Here is a 20953-nt window from a genome sequence, read left to right on the forward strand (position 1 = left end):
CGGGTGACGGCTAACTTCTTGAGATTAAAACAATGAAATCGACAGACACTACAACTTCGGGAATCAAGGAGCTTCTGGAAAACTCTGTCTCCGAAATCCTCAATCTCAGGCAGAAAGTCCAACATCTGCAATCTGGCATCAACGAGCCTGTCGCCATTGTCGGGATCGGTTGCCGGTTCCCCGGCGGAGCGAACACGCCCGACGCATTCTGGAAATTGCTCGAAGCGGGTAACTGCGCCGTTCGCAATATCACGGATGAACGTTGGTCGGCCGAAGACTATTACCATCCGGACGCCGACATTGCCGGCAAAATCTATAGCCAGCATGCCGGGCTGATTGACCGTGTCGATCATTTCGACGCGCAACTGTTCAAGCTTCCCGCCCATGAAGCCAATCTGATGGATCCTCAACAGCGCCTGTTGCTCATGGTCTGCTGGGAAGCACTGCGTAACGCCAACCAGAATCTGGACGCGTTGAAAGGCAGCAAGACCGGTGTGTTTTTCGGGATGAGCACCAGTGATTACGCACGCCTGGCCATCGATCAGAAAGCCCCCGAAAACATAGATGCTTATGCGTGCCTGGGGAATGCGCCTAGTGTCGCGGCGGGTCGTGTCTCCTACCTGTTTGGCTTCCATGGTCCGACACTTGCCCTGGACACTTCCTGCTCCTCGTCGCTGCTCTCCGTGCATCTGGCCTGCAACAGCCTGCGTTCCGGCGAGTCGACAATGGCCCTGGCCGGAGGGGTCAACCTGATCCTGGCGCCGGAAAACAGCATCGGCTTATCCCGGATGCAAGCCTTGTCCCATCATGGCCTGTGTCGCACTTTCGATGCAGAGGCCGACGGCTACGTGCGTGGCGAGGGTTGCGGTGTCGTCGTATTGAAGACGCTGACGCAAGCTCGCAAGGACGGCGACCATATCTACGCGGTCATCCGCGGTTCGGCCGTTAACCATGACGGCGCCAGCAATGGACTGACGGCCCCCAATGGTCGCATGCAGCAAGAAGTGATCGAACGGGCGCTGAAAGACGCCCGAGTCAGCGCCGCCCGTATTCACTATGTCGAAACCCATGGCACGGGTACCCCGCTGGGCGACCCGATTGAAGCCAACGCCCTGTCGCGCGCCTTGCGCCGAGACCTGTCCGATATTCCACTGGTCATCGGTTCGGTCAAGACCAACATCGGCCATCTGGAATCGGCCGCCGGCATCGCCGCGCTGATCAAGTTGACGCTCTCGCTCAAGCACAATCTAATTGTGCCCCACCTGCACTTTTCCAAGCCCAACCCCCATATCAATTGGGGCGATAACACGCTCGTGGTTCCCACGCAAAGTCGTGCCTGGCCACAAACCGACGAGCTCAATTACGCCGGTGTCAGTGCATTCGGGTTAAGCGGCACCAATGTCCACATGATCCTGTCATCGGCCGAGGAAAACACCGATACCGGCGAAGCGGATCCCGCCTCGGGCGTACTCACCTTTGCCGCCTCCACGGCTGAAACCGTGAAGCAAACGAGTCGCCGATGGAGCGAGTTCCTGCTTGAGAGCCCGCTGCCTTTTGCTGATGTCTGCAATAGCAGCAACGCCTATCGTCAGTCCGGAAAACACCAGCTCGCGGTGGTAGCCGAAACAGCAGACCATGCACGTGAACTACTTGCGCAATTTGCCGCGGGAGAATTATCCGAGCATGTTCACCATGGCATCACCCCGCTGCGCCGCCCGGCCGTTGCCATGCTGTTCTCGGGTCAAGGAGCCCAGTACGCCGGGATGGGAGAACGTCTTTACGCCACCCAGACTGTCTTCCGGGCAGCCCTCGATCAGTGCGACACGCTCTACATCGCCGAGGTCGGCCACAGTATTAAAGACATTCTGTGGGGCAGTCGCACGACAGAACTGAGCCAGACCGATTACACCCAACCCGCGATCTTCTGCCTTCAGTACGCGCTGACCCGACTCTGGGCAAGCATCGACGTCAAACCCGCCGCGGTGATCGGCCATAGTCTGGGCGAGTACGCCGCAGCCTGTGCCGCCGGTGTTTTCTCCCTTGAAGACGGCCTGCAGCTGATCATCAAGCGAGGTCAGCTGATGACCGCACTGACGTCGCCCGGTGACATGCTGGCGGTGCACGCCGAGCGGCAGGCTGTGGAGCTGATGCTCGCGCCGTTTGCCGGCCAGGTTTCGCTGGCGGCCCAGAACACCCTCAATGACGTGGTCATTTCCGGTGACGCCTCGGTGGTTGCGCAGCTCAAAGCCAGTCTCGATCAACAAGGCATCCGTAACACCGCTTTGTCGGTCTCCCGGGCATTCCACTCGGCGCTCATGCAGCCCATGCTCGAAGCGTTTCGTCGTTATGCCGAGCAGATCCGCTACAGCGCTCCCACCGTGTCGTTCTACTCCACCGTCCTGGGCCGGCGTGTCGAAAACGAGGTGTGCGAAGCCGCCTACTGGGTCAATCAGGTGGCCGCGCCGGTGGAGTTTCACGCCGCCCTGCAAGCGTTGCTTCACGAACACGACCATTTGCTGCTGGAAATCGGACCGAGCGCGACCCTGGTGGATTTGGCCAGCCGCAGCCTGCCGCCAGGCGATGCACGTGCAACGCTGTATTCTCTGCGCAAGGGGCACGAAGACAACCGGGTGCTGCGCAACAATCTGGCCCGACTCTACGTGCAAGGTGTGCTCTCGCGCATTCCCGCCAACAACGTCGTTGCACGCAAGCTCGCGCTGCCGTTCGAGGTACTCGATGAACAACCCTACTGGATCGGCGGCGGAGCAAAACCACCGCTCAAGAGCAAGAAACGCCCTGCGACGCGCCTGCACTCGAATCAGCGCCTGAGTCTCTACCGGCAATGGCACGACACCGGCAGTTTCCGCGGGCACCCACAACCGTTGATCGGTCGCTGGTTGCTGATCAGTGAGTCGGCCGACTTTCTGGCCGCCGTTCAGGACACCGCCTTCACTAAAGTGCTCCCCGCTGAACTGGATGCGAGCCTGCACGAAACCGGCCTCTCGTTTGACGGTGTCCTATATGTCGCGACCCCTACCAGTGCTGACGTTGCCCGGGCCGCCATGGCGCACATCGAGCGCTTCGTCTCGCTCAGCACCCGGATCTGCGCGGCAGAATGCCTGGTGCCCGGGGCGCGTTTTGTCGTCGCCCATTACAACCAGGGCCCGACCTCACGACTCATTCACAGCGGTGGTGTCGGACTGACCAAGACACTCGCGCAGGAATACAGCCACCTGCAATTTGCCCAACTCGACTTGTCGTCATCCGGTTCGTTGGCCGAAGACGCCCAACGCCTGCTCGATTGGCTCGCGGCCCCTGTTACAACCGGAGTGCCGTTCGAAGTGCACCTCGAACGGGACAATGCCTACGAATGCCGACTGGAGAACGCGGTTTGCGCCGGGCAGTCAGTGCCGATCGCAATCAAGGCCGACCGTAGCTATCTGATCACTGGTGGCCTCGGCGCACTCGGGTTGATGATCGCCCAGGCCCTGGCCCACAAGGGTGCCGGTCAGTTGCTGTTGATCTCACGGCGTACCACCCTGGATGAGCGGCAACAAACCCTCATCACCAGTCTGCGGGAACACGGTTGTGACATCAGGATCTTGTCGCTGGATGTCAACGACATCGATGCCCTGCGCGACCTCATCACCGAGTGCGACCAGTCGCTGCTGCCCCTGGCCGGCGTCGTGCATGCCGCCGGTGCGCTCAGCGACTGCCGGCTCGACAGCCTGGCACCCGGGGCGTCTGAACCCGTCGTTTCGCCGAAAGTGCTGGGTGGCTGGCACTTGCATGAACTGACTGCCCAGCTGAATCTGGATTTCTTCGCCCTCTTCTCTTCCGCCTCGGCGGTATTCGGCAATTACGGCCAAGGGATTTACTGCGCGGGCAACAGCTTCCTTGATGAGTTGGCGATCTTCCGCAACGCTCAAGGTCTGACCGCCACCAGCTACGCTTGGGGTCCGTGGGCCGGGTCCGGCATGGCGAGTGCAGACGCCGTCACCTCCGCGGCGCTGCACGCCCAGGGCCTGGCGCTTCTCGACCCCGTCGAAGGACTTGAGTCGTTCTTCAGCCTGCTCTCGGGTGCCTCGCCCACTCCGGTGGTGCTCGACCTGCAACCCAAGGCTCTGGAAGCCCTGCGGCACAACCCCGCCAGCCCGGCGCTGATGAGGCTCTATGGCCAACAGGTGTTGTCGGCGGCGTTGGCACAGGACGCAGAAACCATCATCTCCCCCCTGCGTGCCTACGTCGAAAGAATGCGCCCGCTGGCGCCGGAAAAAGCCATAGAACGCTTGCTGCGTGACAGCATCGCCGAAGTCTCGGGCACCGAAGTCAAAGGTGACTACAGCGCCGACTCGCCGCTGATAGAAATGGGCCTGGATTCGCTGATGGCGGTGCAGTTGCGTAATCGGCTGTCGAAAATGACCGGTGAAATCCTGCCCGTCAGTCTGTTGTTCGACTACCCGAGCCTTGCTCAACTCGGCGCCTACCTGGTATCGCTGCTCAAGGACCACGCCTCCGTCGCCGCGATGAGCGACGCGATCCCGGCGACCGCGTCCTCCGTCGAACAGGACATCGCGATCATCGGCATCGGTTGTCGCTACCCGGGTGGTGTGAATCACAGCGCGTCTTTTTGGGCGATGCTGGTCGAGGGTGTCGATGCCATTGGTGAAGTCGGCAATGCACGCTGGAACAGCGATGAGTACTTTGATGCAGACCCGGATGCGCCCGGAAAAATGTACAGCCGCTGGGGCGGTTTGCTCGATGATGTCAGCGGCTTTGATAACAGCTTCTTCAACATCAGCGCGCAAGAAGCTATCAGCATGGATCCGCAGCAACGGCTGTTGCTGGAAGTCGGTTGGGAGGCGCTGGAACACGCCGGTGTAACACCCTCGGCGGTAGAGAAAGGCGGGATCTTTGTCGGTTGCGGTCCCAATGAATACAGCCACGTCCTCAATGCGCAGGGCGGGCCCGAGACCAGTGCCTATTTCGCTACCGGGAACTCGATCAGTGTCAATGCCGGTCGCCTCGCCTATTTCCTGGGCTGGGAAGGCCCGGCCATCGCCATTGATACTGCCTGTTCGTCAAGCTTGGTCAGTGTGGCACTGGCCTGTCAGAGCCTGCGCAGTGGCGAGTGTTCGGTGGCGTTGGCCGGGGGCGTGAACCTGACCCTGTCGCCGCACACGAACGTGGCCCTGTCCAAGGCGCATATGTTGTCGCCTGATGGTCGTTGCAAGACATTCGACCAAAGTGCGGACGGTTATGTGCGCTCCGAAGGCTGTGGTCTGGTTCTGCTCAAACCGCTGAACGATGCCTTGCGTGATGGCGACAACGTACTGGGGGTGATCAAGGGCAGTAGCATCAATCAGGATGGACGCAGCCAAGGCTTGACCGCGCCAAACGGCCCGGCCCAGGAGCGCGTCATGCGTGCGGCGCTCACTCGCGCCGGGGTCGAACCCCATCGTGTGCAATACCTTGAGGCGCATGGCACCGGCACACCGCTGGGCGACCCGATAGAAATGCGCTCCATCGAGGCGGTCTACGGCGAACGTGGCACCCACCCCCCCCTCTACGTAGGGTCGGTCAAAACCAACATCGGTCACACCGAGGCCGCGGCCGGCGTCGCCAGCCTGATCAAGCTGTCGTTGATGCTGCAACACCGCACCATCACCCGCAACCTGCACCTGAAAAACCTCAATCGGCACTTCAGCTCAAATGTCCTGGGTGAAACCCCCAGCGTCATTGTCGCCGATCAACTGCGTCCGTGGCCGTCGACGGATGGCAAGCCCATCGGCGCCGTCAGTTCGTTCGGTTTCAGCGGGACCAACGCTCACTTGTTGCTGGCCGCAGGCCCCGACTCACCCACCCATGCCGTCCCCGACGACGCAGGCGGGGCTTATCTGCTCCCGCTGTCTGCGCGAAACATGGCTTCGTTGACTGAACTGAAGCACAAGTACATCGAACAGCTTCAGAGTAATGAGCCCGATCTGGCCAGCCTGTGCCATAGCGCCAGTACCACTCGCTCGCATTTCGAGGTCCGTCAGGCGTTCGTCGCCACCACAGCGCAGCAGCTGTGCCAGCAGTTGCAGCTGCCAGCGGACGACACACCGCGGCCCAACAGTAACAGCCCGGCCACCGTCGCCTTTCTGTTCACAGGCCAGGGCAGTCAGTACCTGGGCATGGGACGCGCGCTCTATCTGCAGGCCCCGGTGTTCAAACAGGTTCTGGATCAGTGTGAGCAGCTTATGCGTCCTTATCTGGCGGGTTCGATCCTGGATGTGCTGTGGGCCAACAGTGCCGAACAGTTGAACGACACGTACTACACGCAACCGGCGCTTTTCGCCCTGCAATATGCCTTGGGCAAACAGTGGATGGCCTGGGGTGTCATGCCTGACTACGTCCTGGGGCACAGCGTTGGTGAATACGCCGCCGCCTGTCTGTGCGGCGTAATGACCCTCGAGGAAGCAACCAGGCTCATCTGTGCCCGCGCACGGTTGATGGTCGAGCACTGTGAAAAAGGCTCGATGCTGGTGGTCTATGCCGATTGCCCCGGCACTCAGGCACTGCTGGACACTCTTGGCGATGTCACGCACAAACTGTCGATCGCAGCCCATAACGGCCCGACCAACACCGTGGTTTCGGGCTGCTCTGAAGCGATGGCGCAGTTGATCGAGTTGTGCGCCGAACGCGGGATTGACGCACAGTCACTGCGGGTCTCTCACGGTTTCCATTCGCCCTTGATGGCACCGATGCTGGAGGCATTTCGCAGTGTGGCGCAAGGCATCCGCTTCAAGCCTGCGTCCATGACCTTTGTGTCGACGGTCACCGGGACGGTCCTAGGCGACGAATGCGCCTGCGCAGATTATTGGGTTCAACACGTGCAAGCCCCCGTGCTGTTCGATGCGGCGCTGACCACGCTGGCAGCGCTGGCGCCGCAGGTCGGGCTGGAAATCGGGCCGGCCACGCAATTGATCGGCATGGCCAGGCGCTGTGTGTCGGATGCGCCAATCTGCTGGCTGTCTTCCCTCAAGGCGAAAACCGACGATCAATCGCAAATGCTCACGTCCCTCGGTGAGCTTTACAGCCGCCAAATAACACCTGTCTGGTCAGCGTTGTTTGTGCCCACCCGCACCTATCAACGGGTCACTCTGCCGACCTACGCCTTTCAACGGCGTCACTTCTGGCCACTACAGAACGGCCCACAGCTATTCCCTTCCCGTCAGCCCCACTCCGTGGCGCAGCGCGCCGAGCTGCCGAAGCTGGGAGAGAAAACCATCAGCGCCACCGGCGATGTGATCTACCAAACCCGCTTCGGCGCCGACATGCCGTTCCCGATTACCGATCACCAACTCTACGGGACCATTGTCATCGCCGGTGCCACCCACCTGGCCATGACGGCCCTGATTGCCGAGAACCTGAACATCGCGCTCGGCTACGAGCTGAGCGACATCACCTTCCCCGGTGCGATGGTGTTCGAACCGGACGAAACCAAGCACTTCCAGTACATCGTCTCGCAACAGCAGGACGCGTGTGTGGCCGTCGCCGGGTACAGCCGGACGGAAGGTGATAAAGGCCCATGGCAGCAGAACTTCGCCTGCACCCTGAACCCGCAGACGAACCAGCAACCCGTCGGCGAGCAAACGATAGACCCGCAACACCTGAGCCAGGCACTGCACCAGCAGTTGGACGGCCCGACGTTCTATCGCGAAATGTCCCAGGCCGGTTATGAGCTCAATGGCGGCTTCCGTTGGGTAGAGCACGTGTGGCGGCGCCCGGGAGAAGCGCTTTCGCGCTTGCGTAAGCCCGAGACCGGTGAAAGCGATTACATCGTCGCACCCGGTTTGATGGACGCGTTCTTCCAGACCACTGCGGCGGCTTCCTACGAAGCGCAATTCAGCCTGTCCGGACGCGACACGATTTACATCCCGTTTGCCGTCGACGCAATGCGCGTACTCAAACAGGTCAAGGGCCCACTGTGGTGTCATGTCGAATGCTTGTCTCCGGCACCGATCGACGCCAGCGCTGCCGAACTTGAAGCGTACAGCCATCGGATCTCGGTCTACGACGAACACGGCGAGCGCGTGGTGACGGTCGAAGCGTTGCGCAGCAAGCGTGCGCCCAAATCCGTGCTGATCGACTCGCTCAAGCGCAAACAGGCGCTGACCTATCAGATCGACTGGATACCCTGCTCTACACCCACCGACCATCGGCGCTTGACGGCCCTTGACGCCGACCAACTCTGGGTCATCCTGGCTGACAGAAGTGGCCATGCCGCACGCCTGCAACAACGTTTGCACAGCATTGGCATTCGTTGCCTGTGCCTGGGCACTGATCTCGACAGCGACCTCGCTTCGTATGCTCGCTACGACATCGCGCATTTGCCGGACGGCCTCGCTGCGCTGATCGATCCATTGACCGAGGAACACTCGATTCAGCAGGTGATCGACCTCCAGGGCCTCGATACGCCGGCGGCTGACGATCACGATCTGGAGACGCAGCAACGCGATCTTTTACTGCCGGTGCTCGCCCTTCAACAGTACTGCCTCGTCAAAGGCGTCGAACCGGACTGGACCTTTGCCATGCCGGACGATTACGCATCAAGGAATGAGGCTCCTGTCTGGGCAATGCTGCGCGGACTGGCCAAAGTCATGGGTGAAGAACATCCCCAGTCGCGCATCAAGCAAGTCGCCGTTGCCGCGAATGATCCGTCAGCCTGCGTCGACACCCTGTTTGCCGAGCTCGAATTGGATGACGATGAAGGCGACATCCGCTACGTCAACGGTTCACGCCAGATCGCCCGGTTGGCGCCGATGGACTGCGATCCGGTCGACAAGACGCCCCCAGTGTTTCGTCAGGACCGGAGCTACCTGATCACCGGCGGGTTGGGCGCGATCGGGCTGAGTCTGGCGGATTTGCTTATAGAACGAGGCGCTCGACACCTGGTACTCGTAGCCCGAACCGTCAATACGGAAAAGCTCGACCCCTACCTTGCACGCTGGAACGCCGTGGGCGCATCAGTACTGATCAAGCCCTGCGATATCACGGTACGTGCGCAGCTGACTGACCTGCTCAATGAAATCGACCTCACGCAGCCAACGCTCGATGGCGTTTTTCATTGCGCGGGGATCTTGCGGGACGGCTTGCTCGGTTCCCAGTCCTGGCAAGACTTCCAGGCCCCGCTCGCGGCGAAAGCCAATGGCGCCTGGTGGCTGCACCAAGCCACCCGGGAGCGCCAACTGAGCTGGTTTGTGCTGTTCTCCTCGGCGGCGACCGTGTTCGGTTCACCGGGTCAGGGCAACTATGCCGCCGCCAACGCTTTCCTTGATGAACTGGCCGTTTCCCGGCGCGCCATGGGCTTATCCGGGCTGAGCGTCAACTGGGGCCCTTGGGACGGACAAGGCATGGCCAACACCACCGGACGCGCGGCGAACTTCCAACGCGCACCGGGAGTGGATTTGCTGCCGCCTCAAACGGCCCTTGAGCTGTTATTGAGCCTGGCCCGCACCGAGCAACCTAACCCTACCGTGATCAATATCGACTGGACCCGGATTCACGGTTCGGTCAGCGAGCGTGCGCAACGCTCGTTACTGTCCAATCTCATCAGAAAAACCGCCGCGAGCGCCGAATACCTGACGGACCTGGGCACGTTGCGCAGTGACTGCGATCAACTCGCCCCGATGGAGCGCCAGACCTACATCGAGCAGTTCGTGCTCAGGGTGGCCAGAGACATCATGGCACTCAACGAACGCCAGTTGCTGGACGTCAGCGAGCCGCTGCAATCTGAAGGCCTGGACTCGCTGATGGCGCTGGAGTTGCGCAACAAACTGGCCAGCATCGTCGGCCGCAAGTTACCCGCCACGCTGCTGTTCGACTACCCGACCGTTCGCGCTATGAGCACCTTCATTATCGATCAACTGTATCCGTCGACTGCGGCAAACGCAGAAGACTTCGCACACCTGTCGCCCCCCTCGGCACCCGCCGAAGCACCCGACAACTTCAGCAATTTGAGCGACGACGAACTCTCTGCCCTCCTGGCGGATGAAGCACTTTGAGCCGACACAACCGCACGCGAAAGGGAATGCAAGCATGACGCAACAAAACGATAGCCGCGCGCTCATGGAAAACGCGCTAAGAAAAATCCAGCGGCTCAACAGTGACATCAAAGAACTTGAGAACCGCCAGCACGAGCCCATTGCCATTGTTGGGATCGGGTGCCGATACCCTGGCGCCGACGACGGTGTCGAGCAGTTCTGGAGCAACCTGTGCGCGGGCGTGAACAGTGTCTCGCCACTGACAGACCAGCGCTGGAACCAGGCGCGCTATTTCGACCCGCAAAGCCCGGTGCCCGGGAAAACCTATTCGCCCAATGCCGGCCTGCTCGATGACGTCCTGCGCTTCGACGCCGAGCTGTTCGGCATTACACCCCGCGAAGCCGAATGCATGGACCCGCAGCAACGACTGCTGTTGGAGGTGACATGGCAGGCGCTGGAAAACGCCAGCATGGCCCCGGATAAAGTGCGCGGTTCAAATGCCGGCGTTTTTACCGGAATAATGAACAAGGACCATTCCGACCTGCTGGTCCGCCACCTGAACCTGGATGAAATCGCGGCGCACATGAACGCCGGTAATCATGAAAGCGTCCATTCGGGAAGAGTGTCGTATACCTTCGATTTCAAGGGCCCTTGCGTCACGCTCAATACGGCCTGTTCGTCGTCGCTGGTCACCGTGCACCTGGCCTGCCAGAGCCTGCGCCAGAACGAGTGCGACTTTGCCCTGGCCGGCGGTTGCAACGTCATGCTCGCACCGACCACCTCGATCGCCCAATCCCAGGCCATGATGCATTCGCCCGAGGGGCTGTGTAAGGCCTTCGATGCATCGGCCAATGGCTACGTCCGCGCCGAAGGCTGTGGTGTGCTGGTGCTTAAACGCCTGTCCCGGGCGGTGGCCGACGGTGACCATATTTATGCGCTGATCCGCGGCTCGGCGGTCAACCAGGATGGTCTGAGCCAAGGCATCATGGCGCCGAACGGCCCTTCGCAGGTCAGGGTCATTCGCAGCGCCCTGGACAATGCCCGCGTCAACGCCAAAGACGTCAGTTATGTCGAAGCCCACGGTACCGGGACCAAGCTCGGTGACCCGATTGAGCTGCAAACGCTGGGCGCGGTCTACGGACGGGCAACAGGCCGTGCCGCGCCGTTGCTGGTGGGCTCCGTCAAAACCAACATCGGCCATTGTGAATCCGCGGCGGGTGTTGCCGGCATCATCAAGGTCGCCAAAGCGCTGCAGCACGGCAAGATCCCTGCTCAGTTGCACTTCGACACCCCCAATCCGTTTGTCGATCTCAACGTCGAGAACATCGAAATATGCACGGACCCAAGAGCCTGGCCGGCCTTCAGCACGCCGGCGCCAGCAGCCGGCGTACCAGCGTCGCGTCTGGCGGCGGTCAGCTCGTTCGGTTTCAGTGGCACCAACGCCCACATCATCCTGGAGTCCTACACCCCTGCGACTCACCGTGAGCCCGGCGTTGAACACCCGCAGCAACTGTTGTTCATCAGTGCCCGCGAACAGTCGGCGCTTAAAGCGTACATCCCCAGGCTGATTGATTTTCTCGAAAGCAGCGACGAGCAGGCATTGGCCGATATTTGCTTCTCGCAGAACACTGGCCGCCGTCAGTTCGAGCAACGAATCGCCGTCAGTGGCAAAAGCCGCCGTGACCTGATTCAAGCGCTGCATCAATCGCTGACCGCTGAACGTCTCGTGACCCGGCATGACCCTCGAGGCCCGCAAATCGGTTTCGTCATGGGCAAGCTCGATCCCCAGAGCAGAGCCCGGTTGCGCCCGCTACTGGAAGCCAGCCTGCTGTTTCAAAAAGCATCGACCGAGTACCTGGACACTGCCACACAAACCCTTGGCCGCGACGTTTCCGCAGCCTTGTGGAACGCGGCAGCGAATGAACAGGACCAGGACCTGATCGACGGCGCGCTGCTCTATGGGTTCGCCATGATGTGGCGCGCACTGGGCGTCTTGCCCCGCTGGATTATCGCGTACGGTCCTGCGCACCCGGTGGCCGCCGCCCTAGTCGGCGCGCTCTCGCTGGAGCAGACGATCCTGGCGATTGCCGGCCTGGGCGCTCAGGACAAAGCCCTCGCCTACCTCTACCGGAACAAGTCCGATCGCCATCAACCGCTGCAGCTGAATATGGATCCGGAGGGGCTAGACCAGGCGCTACAGGCGGATGCCGTCAACGTCATCATTGCCATGGGGGACGCCAGCTTCATCGACGGATACCTGACACGTCACGTCAATATCACATCGGTGCAGATACCCGCGAAGTCCGGGGCCGATGTCTGGGCCGATATCGGCGCGACCCTTGTCACCTTGTATGAAGCTGGAACGCCGCTCATTGCCGCGGCGTGGGACAACCGCCCGCAACGCAAAAAAATGCCACTGCCCACCTATGCCTTCCAGGGCCGTCGTTATTGGCTCGAACGGCTGAACGCGTTGAATGACGAGCAGTCCAACGCCAACGTCCAACCTGTGGCGAACCTGGTGCTTGCCGACCCTTCCAGCATGAGCGCTCGGGAGTACGTGAAGTACCTGATTCGACAACTGGCCAAGCTGGAAGACTACAGCCTCTCTGACGAAAGCTTGTTGATCGACGACGTGGGTTTCGACTCATTGATGCTGGCGGAACTGCGTACCCGCGTCGAGAAGGCCTACCCCACCCTCGGCAAGATCCCGCTCGACCTGCTTCATACCGGCCAGCTTGGCGAACTGCTGGACTTCGTCCACACCGCCGTCGGCAAAACCCAGCCGAGCCTGGCAACGCCAGACGCCCTGAGCGGCCGGGATTTCGCCATGGCCTGGCTGACGCAGTGGAACGCCTCCGGGAACGTGGACAACGTTGGTCGAATGAACAAAAGGCATGTCCACAAGTCCAGCGAACGCAATGTGTTGCTGGGCGCTATCGCCGCCATTGAAGACACGGGCTGGTACGCCGCAGAACTGTTTCACGACCAGACCCACCCGTTCTTCTATGAGCACGCACAGGACCATATTCCCGGCTTGTACCTGATTGAAGCCGTGCGTCAATTCGGGATTGCCTGCACACACTTGTTCCAGGGCGTGCCTCACGACTTCCCGTTCGTCCTGGACGACATGCACATTCAGTTCGACTCCTTTGCCGAGCACGACAGCCCAGTGTTTCTGATCGCCGAATACATCGACCTGATGTTCAAGGATGGCCACCTGCATCGCAGCCACAGCCGCTGCCACATCGTGCAGAACGGCAGGGCCCTGGGCACCGTTGAAGGTCGCGGGCTCATTCTCCAGCCCGCGGACTATCAAACGGCCCGTTCCCTGGAAGCCACCATTTAACGCGTCAATCCATGACAGCAAGGATCACCTGTGCCTACTCAACCTAACGATAAACCGGTCATCGCCGTCTTTGACTTTGACCGCACGCTCACCGACCGCCATACCTTCTGGCGCTTTTTGCGACGGCTGATCGGCCGTCCGCGTTTCACCCTCGTCGCCATCAGCCTGATTCCCACGGCGATCCTGTTGGCGCTAAAGGTCATTCCATTGATGGCTGCTCGTGAAGTCATGATCCGTCGCTGCATGACCGGTATCAGTGTCGAAAAATACCGCACCCTGGGCGTGCTGTTCGCCCAGCAGGACATTCCCGACTGGCTGAAGCCCGAAGCTCTTGCACGGCTCAAGTGGCACCAAGCTCAAGGGCACCGTTGCCTGCTGATCAGCAACTCGGCCGATGTCTACCTGGAACCCTGGGGCAAAGCCGCGGGTTTCGACGCCGTCAGCGGTTCGCGCTTCAAGGAACGCAATGGTCGGCTGACCGGCGAACTGGATGGGCCGCACTGTCAGGCGGAAGAGAAAGTCATCCGGGTCCAGCAAATCATCGGAAACCCGCGCGACTACGTGATTCACGCCTATGGCGATAGCGAGGGCGACCGCAATCTGCTGGATATCGCCGAGTACCCCTACTACCGGTCTTTTGAACACTGCACTCAGTGACCAGGGAGGTCTGAAATGAGCCACCAAGCGAAAGGCACTACCCCCGTTCTTATTGTCGGTGCCGGCCCGGTCGGATTGCTGCTGGGTCTACAACTGCAACGCTTCGGCATCCCCCACAGGCTGATCGACAAGCGCCCGCAACGCCAGACCTTTTCCAAGGCATTCGCCATTCATTCTCGCTCAATGGAAGTGCTTGAGGACTTGGGTTTGCTGGAGCAACTGCTCGCCCGAGCTGTTCGGGTCGAGCAAATGAACATCTACAGCAATCGCAAGCGGCTGATCACCTACAACCTCGGGCAACTGGATGTGCCCTACCCGTTCACGGCCAGCATTCCACAAAACTGCGTCGAAGAAATACTGGAAACCCGCTATCTGGAGTCAGGCGGCCGCATCGAACGCGGGATCGAATTGCACAGCCTCATCCAGAACGAACACGCGGCCCACGCGACCCTTAATGACGAGCGCGGCAACCGGCAATCTCTGGAATGCACCTTGGTGGCTGGCTGCGATGGCGGGTTTAGTCACGTGCGCAAAGCATCGGGGATTGCCTTCGACGGCGCACCCTACAAGCGGCCCTACATCATTGCCGACGGCACGTTGTCGTGGAAAGGCGAGAACAGCAGCGGTCATGTGTTCACTTCAGGTGATGGTTACATGATGTTGTTCCCGCTCCCTGGCGGCAAACACAGAGTCGTCATCGATTGCGAAGACAGCACGTTGACGACCGCGGACCTGAACATCGAGCGGGTCAACGCCCGGCTGCATGAGCGAGGCTTCGAAGACATCACTCTCAGTGATCCGGTGTGGCTGTCGGTCACGACTTTTCAACATCGCCTGGCGGAGCAGTATCGGGTTGGCCGGTTTTTTCTGGCCGGGGACGCCTGTCATGTCCACAGCCCCATTGGTGGCCAGGGGCTCAACACCGGATTGCAGGACGCCTATAACCTGTCCTGGAAAATCGCCCATGTGCTCAATCACGACGCCAGCCAGACGCTGCTTGACAGCTATCAGGCAGAAAGAAGGCCCGTGGCGCAAACCGTGCTGAAAAACACCCAACAACAAATGCACATGCTGAACATGAAACATCCGTTGCTGCGTTTGTTGCGCGATGCCCTGGTGCCGACGCTCGCGACGACCCGTCGCTTCCAGAACAGGATCATGAAACAGGTCACGGGTTTTCAAATCGATTACGCGACAACGTTACTCGCGCCCCAGGCCCGGCAAACAGTCGAACAGGGGCCGCTCACCGGCCAGCGGATGCCCGACGGCACGGTGCTCGAACAAAACGGTGATGCCCGGCGTCTCTTCGAACTGCTCAAAGGCATCCACTATTCGTTGTTTGTCTTCGAGGACAACACACCGGACAGCGAAGCTCACTGTCAACAAATCGCCCACGCCCTGAGCGCTGCTCGTTGGCCGGCCAACTTCTTGCGGGCCTACCTGATACGCATCCCTGCCTCGACAGACTCAACGATCAGCGCTGGTTTCGAGGCTCGATATGACATGACGGATGTATTGCGCGAGCAACTGGGTGTCAAGAACGGAGGTCTGTTCCTGGTCAGGCCGGACGGGTATCTGGCGCTACGGTGTGACCTTGAGCAAGGTGCACAACTGAACAGTTACTTCGAGCGTTTCTACCCGGCGTTCACCGCAGCGAAACGCTTATACAGCGTGCCGACGGCATTGCCGGTCACCGGCTGATCCGCGCCCTATTCACCTGAAAAATTTTTATCAAAAACAAGGAACAGTTCAGTGACGTCCTTTTCTCAGCGCTACGCCAGTTTCATATTGAGGCACAAGAAGGCCACCCTTGGGGTCCTGGCCCTGACAACGATATTTTTCTGCTTGCAGTTGTTATCGCTGCAAGTCAACCCGTCACTGTTTCTGCTCGGCAAGGACTTCAAGGGTCGTGTGCTGATGGCCGAAGCGCGCCAGCATTTCAGCGGCTCCGGCGAGCAAATTCTGGTCGGCGTCGTTACCCAGGAAGATTCCATCTTCAATCCCGCGTCGCTGGCATCGATCAAAACGCTGACACAACAGTTCGCCAAACTGACGCTGATTGACGAAGACGATAACGAGCGACTCCAGTCGGCGGCGCTCGATGCCCAAAGCAAGGGCATGGTTGAGCAAATACTGGCCGGAGGTATCGACGCACTCGACAAAAACACGCTGAAGGCCTTGTCGTCTTACCTGGCAACGCTCGCTGATTGCCCGCAGAACGTTAAAGACTACGTCGCGGACCTCACCGTACGTGCAGCGCCTGTCGTTAAAGTCAGAAGCCTGGCCGATGTGGAAAACATCGAACTCGATGGCGACGCACTCGACGTTCACGACCTGATGACCGACGTACCGTCAGACACCCAGGCGCTGAACAACCTGTCGGAGGAAGTCTTTGGCAACGAGATGTTCAGCAACTCCTTGATCTCCCCCCAAGGCAAGGCCTCGATGATTCAGATCGAGCTGGCCGTGGATGAGGAAGACTCCCGGAACCTGCAGCGCGCTTACACCGAGGTGTTAAGACAGGTCAATGAAATCCCTTCCGAAGACTCATTCCACATTGGCGGCACGGCCACCTACTACGCGGCCATCACCGACATCGTCGAGAAGGACAACAACAAGTTCCTGCCCTTCGTCGTGCTGGTTATTTCATTGTTGCTGTACATCAGTTTCCGCCGCTGGCAGGGCGTATGGATTCCGTTGCTGATCGCCATCCTGTCGTTGATCTGGACCATGGGCCTGGTGAGCCTGACTGGGTTCAAACTGAACATCATCACCAACATGATTCCGGTTTTCATCATCTCAATCGCGGTCGCCGATTCCATCCACTTCATCAGCGCCTATTACGAACGCGTGGTCGAAAGCGATGCCGAGACGGCCATAAGAAACACGGCGCATTACCTGCTTGGCCCAATGCTCATCTGGTCGTTCACCACATTTGTCGGCTTTATTGCGATGGCGTTCACCAACCTGACGTTCATCCGCGAGTTCGGCATTTTCGTCGCCATCGGTGTTGCATTCGCCTTTGTGATTACCATTACCTTGCTGCCCGCCCTTCTCCCTTACCTGAAGTTGCCAAAACAGCAAATCCAGCAAAGCAACGACAATGGATTCATGCTGTTCGTCGACCGCTTCAGTCACGCGGCGAATCGTCTGTCACGCAACAATCCCTGGCGGTTGCTGAGCGTGAGCCTGCTTATTTTGGTGGGGGCCACGTACCTGAGTCTTCAGGTCAGGGTCGACAACGAAAACATATCGTCATTTTCAAAGTCCACCGCTGTGCGACAAGACAACGACGTGCTTAACAAATACTTCGGCGGAACCGTACCGGTCTCCATCTGGCTCAAGTCAGACACCCAGGACCGGGTCAAACAACCCGACTTTATCAATGCGCTGCGCCTGATCGAGCAACGGCTCAAGCGTCATGAGCAAATTGGCTACACCATTTCGCCTGTTGACTACTTGAATCGCATCAATGAGCTGATGTCCGACGATTCAAACTTCCGTCTACCGGCCGATGCCTCGCAAGAGCTGATCTCTCAATACTTCCTGCTTTATGAGTTTGGCAACGGCAGCGAGATAAAAGATGTGGTCGACTACACCTACAGCAGTGCCCGCATTATCGGCATGGCTTACACCGACCGAGGGACAACGTGGGAAGCCATCATTGATGACATACGCAGTTATGCCGCCACGGTGGTGCCTGAAGGCGTGACCGTCGAGGTATTCGGTACGGGGGAGCTGCAAGCAAGCAACATTCCGGAGATCGTTAAAAGCCAGGTTTATAGCTTCGTTTTCTCTTTCATCCTGATTGCCTCGATGATGATCGCGATATTCCGCTCGCTGAAATTCGGCATGGTCAGCATGGTGCCGCTCATCTTTACGCTGGCCTTTATCGGCGCACTCATGCAGGTCCTGGATATCTCGTTGGATATCGGCACCGCCATGATCTGTGGCATCTGCTTTGGCGTGGGGGTCGATTACACCATCCACTTCCTGAGCGTTTACAAGACCTACTCGAAAGTACCGGGCACGAACCATAACGAAGTGTTGGGCAAAACGGTCAACTCGGTTGCCCGGCCGATCATCATCAACTCGCTTTCATTGGCGTGCGGCTTTGCCATTCTCTGCCTTTCGAACTACGCGGCCATTGTGAATCTGGGTTTGCTGACCGCCGCATCGATGGTCGCCTGCGCGATTTTTACACTCATTCTGATACCGGCAACGCTGCGAGTCGCCGTCACTTTCGTCCCCGTAGAACAAGCGACCGGGACGCTGGAACCGATCGCCCATTAGTCACTGCGCGATGCCTGCAGCGTCACTTATTTCAAGGACTGTTTCAATGAGCCGGACATTCGTACCTTTCACCGAGCATCGCCAGGGCGCCCCCGTGCTCTTGTGTTTTGGACCCGCCGGGTGCGGCCCTAGCTTCTATCGTCGTTGGGCGAAGCTGCTCGACTCACCCACTCAATTGTTGGCAGTCCAGTTGCCTGGTCGCGAAGGGCGTCATCGGGAAGCGCGTGTTACTGACTTTTCGACGTTGACGGCTCAACTGGCAGACGAGATCAACAACCACATAAAAGGTGAGTTTTCGATCTTCGGTCATAGCCTGGGCGGTGCATTGGGGTTCGCGGTGGCTCAGGCGCTGGAGCAACGCCATGACCGTTGCGCAAAAACGGTCGTGATCTCCGCGCGCACGGTGCCGGACGAAACCCGTCTCACCGACATTGATCCGGAATCGTCGAACCGGGAACTGATCGACTTCCTGATCTCCCTGGGTTGCTTGCCTCCCCAACTGGCGGCCGACAGTGAAGCGATGGAGATGTATTTACCGATTATCCGGGACGACCTGCGCCTGAACGTTGATGCACAAAGGCACGCCTTCACCCGCGTCAACTCCCGGCTGGTGGCGCTTGCGGGCGACAAGGATGCCCTCGCGACACCTGCGCAGATGCAGCGGTGGTCGGAACACACGAATCAGGATTTTGCGCTGCACACCTGCCAGGGCGGGCATTTCTTCATCCTGGAACAGGAACCAAACATCATCGAACTATTGGCTCGTGTTGTGGAAGGGACCGACAGGCTGTCGCCCATTCTTTCACCCGGACAGGACGCTTAAGACAATGAAACGAACCGCATGGGTCGTGGGTGCGAGCGGACAAGTGGGCAGCGAATGTGTTGCCCTGATATGTCAGGACGCTCGTTATTCCAGCGTATTGGGGATTGTCCGTACCGCCACATCATTGCGCCATGAACAGTATCGTGAAGCGGTCATTGATTTTGACGATATTCAACGGTCTGGCGATTGGGGTAAATGCGACGACATTTATTTCGCACTTGGACAATCGAGCCGTGACAAGGCGCTTTTTCTCAAGGTGGATTGCCAGTACCCGGTATTACTTGCCCGGCATGCCCAACTGCACGGCGCGAGCCGCATCGGCTATGTCTCCAGCCTGGGGGCGAACCTGAACTCGTCCAATGACTACTTTCAGGTAAAGGCTCAAGCGGAAACCGAACTGTCCGGGTTGGGCTTTGAAACCGTTTGTTTCATCCGCCCTTCCATGATTTACGGAAGCAAGGATGACCGCCGCCCTTTTCAACGCCTCAGTCGCCACGCCTCCCGCTTCCTGGGCTGGGCGTTCGTTGGCGCGTTAAAAAAATACCGCCCCGTATCGGCAACCTGCGTCGCCGCCGCCTTGATTAATGCCGTTAACGGCCAGGTACGTGGCAACCATCCGATCGAGTCAAATGAAATCCCTCAGAAAGCGCCTCGCCAGGCGCTTTTCCAAACCCTTTAACTTCGCCAAATGGAATTGTATTTCAATGAAAAAGCTTAACCTCATAGCGCTCATTTTCAGTGCGGTAATCCCTTCTGCCTACGCCCAGAGCTACACCGGCGAGCAGATTATGCTGCTCAACGAAGACTCCCGTAAAAGCCTCTCGGAGACCAGCGATGTCTTTATTACGATGACGGATGCGCAGGGCAATGTGCGCGAGCGAACATTAAAACTGCGAATTGACGATGGTGATAAAGCGGCGCGCAAATCCTATCTGGAGTTCGTGGAACCGAAAGATGTGAAAGGCACGCGCGTACTGGCACTGGAAAAATCCAACGCTGAAGAAGACCCGGATCGCTGGATCTATCTGCCGGCGCTGCGCAAAGTTCGGCGGATCGCCGGGGCGGATCAGACCCAAAGCTTTGTCGGCACGGACTTCACTTACGAGGACATGTCGATTACCGATGGCGTGGTCGGTGTCAAACACCACAGCTACAAAATCCTGCGTGAAGAAACGATCAAGGACAACAGTGGCGTCGAGCGTAAATGCTGGGTCGTTGAAGCGACGCCGACGACTAAAAAACAAATGGAGCAGGGTTTATACGGCAAAAGGATTATCTGGGTCGAACAGCAGTACTACACCGCAATCCAGGAGCAATATTTCAATAAAAGCGGGCAGCTATTCAAAATACGAACCAGCTCTGACATCCGTGAGTTTCCTGCGACGGCGGGCACCACCGAATGGCGCCCTAACCTGTTTTCGATGAAAAACCTGGAGACAGGGCACAGCACACAAGTTCGCTTCGAGCAGGTACTGGACCAACCCATAGACGCCAAGATATTTACTCGCCGCTTTATGGAAATCGGGCTGTAACAGCCCTTTCCAAAACCGAAAAGTATCCGCCGGGTCGATCCGGTGGGTATCGTGCAGTGCTTTCAAAATATGCCGCATGACTGTGAAAGGCTCCGTCGGCCTAACAAGTAAAACTGATAAACAATCTGTCGAAGCCCCGTAAGCGAAGAGCGGCGTGGGTACTCAAAGTGCCAAGAATAGTCGGCAACGTGCTACTAAAGACCGTGCCATAAAGCGCTAAAGCTGGCGTTGGATTACAAAAAAGCCACGAGAATTCCACCCAGAGCCAGTGGTT

The 20953-nt window shown here is 59.0% G+C and carries 8 protein-coding genes; all 8 read left to right on the forward strand.

Translation table 11 applies throughout. From position 1 onward, the window contains the following. The first annotated feature begins 32 nt into the window (after positions 1 to 32). The 8 genes from PMI36_RS13735 to PMI36_RS13705 are packed head-to-tail and all read left to right on the forward strand — an operon-like array spanning position 33 to position 20679. Entirely contained in the window at positions 33 to 10049 is a 10017-nt protein-coding gene (locus PMI36_RS13735; RefSeq protein ID WP_008072396.1) for a type I polyketide synthase, read from the forward strand. A gap of 34 nt (positions 10050 to 10083) precedes the next feature. Next, positions 10084 to 13374, forward strand: a complete 3291-nt coding sequence (locus tag PMI36_RS30085; protein ID WP_008072397.1) for a beta-ketoacyl synthase N-terminal-like domain-containing protein — start codon at positions 10084 to 10086, stop codon at positions 13372 to 13374. 30 nt (positions 13375 to 13404) lie between these two features. Continuing rightward, the gene (locus PMI36_RS13730; RefSeq protein ID WP_008072398.1) at positions 13405 to 14031 is read left to right on the forward strand and encodes an HAD family hydrolase; all 627 of its coding nucleotides are present in this window, start codon (positions 13405 to 13407) and stop codon (positions 14029 to 14031) included. Positions 14032 to 14046: 15 nt separating this feature from the next. Further along, entirely contained in the window at positions 14047 to 15732 is a 1686-nt protein-coding gene (locus PMI36_RS13725) for an FAD-dependent monooxygenase (protein ID WP_008072399.1), read from the forward strand. Between the two features lie 51 nt (positions 15733 to 15783). After that, positions 15784 to 18324: an efflux RND transporter permease subunit gene (locus tag PMI36_RS13720; RefSeq protein ID WP_008072400.1), complete on the forward strand. Its 2541-nt coding sequence runs from the start codon at positions 15784 to 15786 to the stop codon at positions 18322 to 18324. 46 nt (positions 18325 to 18370) lie between these two features. Further along, positions 18371 to 19147, forward strand: a complete 777-nt coding sequence (locus PMI36_RS13715) for a thioesterase II family protein (RefSeq protein ID WP_008072401.1) — start codon at positions 18371 to 18373, stop codon at positions 19145 to 19147. 4 nt (positions 19148 to 19151) lie between these two features. Further along, positions 19152 to 19826, forward strand: coding sequence for a hypothetical protein (locus PMI36_RS31460; protein WP_008072402.1), 675 nt, complete (start codon positions 19152 to 19154; stop codon positions 19824 to 19826). 25 nt (positions 19827 to 19851) lie between these two features. Further along, positions 19852 to 20679 (forward strand): outer membrane lipoprotein-sorting protein, encoded by an 828-nt coding sequence (locus tag PMI36_RS13705; RefSeq protein ID WP_008072403.1) that lies wholly within the window; start codon positions 19852 to 19854, stop codon positions 20677 to 20679. Positions 20680 to 20953: the final 274 nt, after the last annotated feature.

It is taken from the genome of Pseudomonas sp. GM79, assembly GCF_000282495.1.
Taxonomy (GTDB): domain Bacteria; phylum Pseudomonadota; class Gammaproteobacteria; order Pseudomonadales; family Pseudomonadaceae; genus Aquipseudomonas.

Coding starts and splice junctions, on each gene's coding strand:
- PMI36_RS13735 (WP_008072396.1), top strand. CDS start 33: ATGAAATCGACAGACACTACAACTTCGGGAATCAAGGAGCTTCTGGAA.
- PMI36_RS30085 (WP_008072397.1), top strand. CDS start 10,084: ATGACGCAACAAAACGATAGCCGCGCGCTCATGGAAAACGCGCTAAGA.
- PMI36_RS13725 (WP_008072399.1), top strand. CDS start 14,047: ATGAGCCACCAAGCGAAAGGCACTACCCCCGTTCTTATTGTCGGTGCC.
- PMI36_RS13715 (WP_008072401.1), top strand. CDS start 18,371: ATGAGCCGGACATTCGTACCTTTCACCGAGCATCGCCAGGGCGCCCCC.
- PMI36_RS31460 (WP_008072402.1), top strand. CDS start 19,152: ATGAAACGAACCGCATGGGTCGTGGGTGCGAGCGGACAAGTGGGCAGC.
- PMI36_RS13705 (WP_008072403.1), top strand. CDS start 19,852: ATGAAAAAGCTTAACCTCATAGCGCTCATTTTCAGTGCGGTAATCCCT.